Source organism: Paraburkholderia sp. RL17-347-BIC-D, assembly GCF_046027915.1.
In the GTDB taxonomy this organism is placed as follows: Bacteria; Pseudomonadota; Gammaproteobacteria; order Burkholderiales; family Burkholderiaceae; genus Paraburkholderia.
The window spans coordinates 1-271 of the sequence record NZ_JARESS010000298.1; the positions used below are offsets into that span (position 1 = coordinate 1).

Annotated in this window: 1 protein-coding gene; it reads left to right on the forward strand. The window is 64.9% G+C overall.

Annotated elements, in window-relative coordinates; translation table 11 throughout:
* Positions 1-271, forward strand: a 271-nt coding sequence (locus tag P0D96_RS48660; RefSeq protein ID WP_408321529.1) for a TolC family protein, incomplete at both ends; no start/stop codon positions are given.

Here is a 271-nt window from a genome sequence, read left to right on the forward strand (position 1 = left end):
CGAACTCACGGAGCTCGAGGTGCCGCCGGTGCCGGCAGGCCTGCCTTCCGATCTGCTTCAGCGTCGTCCCGATCTGCGTCAGGCCGAGCAGAACCTTATCGCCGCAAACGCATTGATCGGCGCCGCGCGCGCGCTTTACTTTCCGTCCATTTCACTGACGGGCCTGTTCGGAACGGCGAGCGGCCAGTTCTCGAAACTGTTCACCGGGCCGGCACGGATCTGGTCGTACGCAGGCTCGCTGACCGTGCCGATCTTTACCGCGGGCAGCATC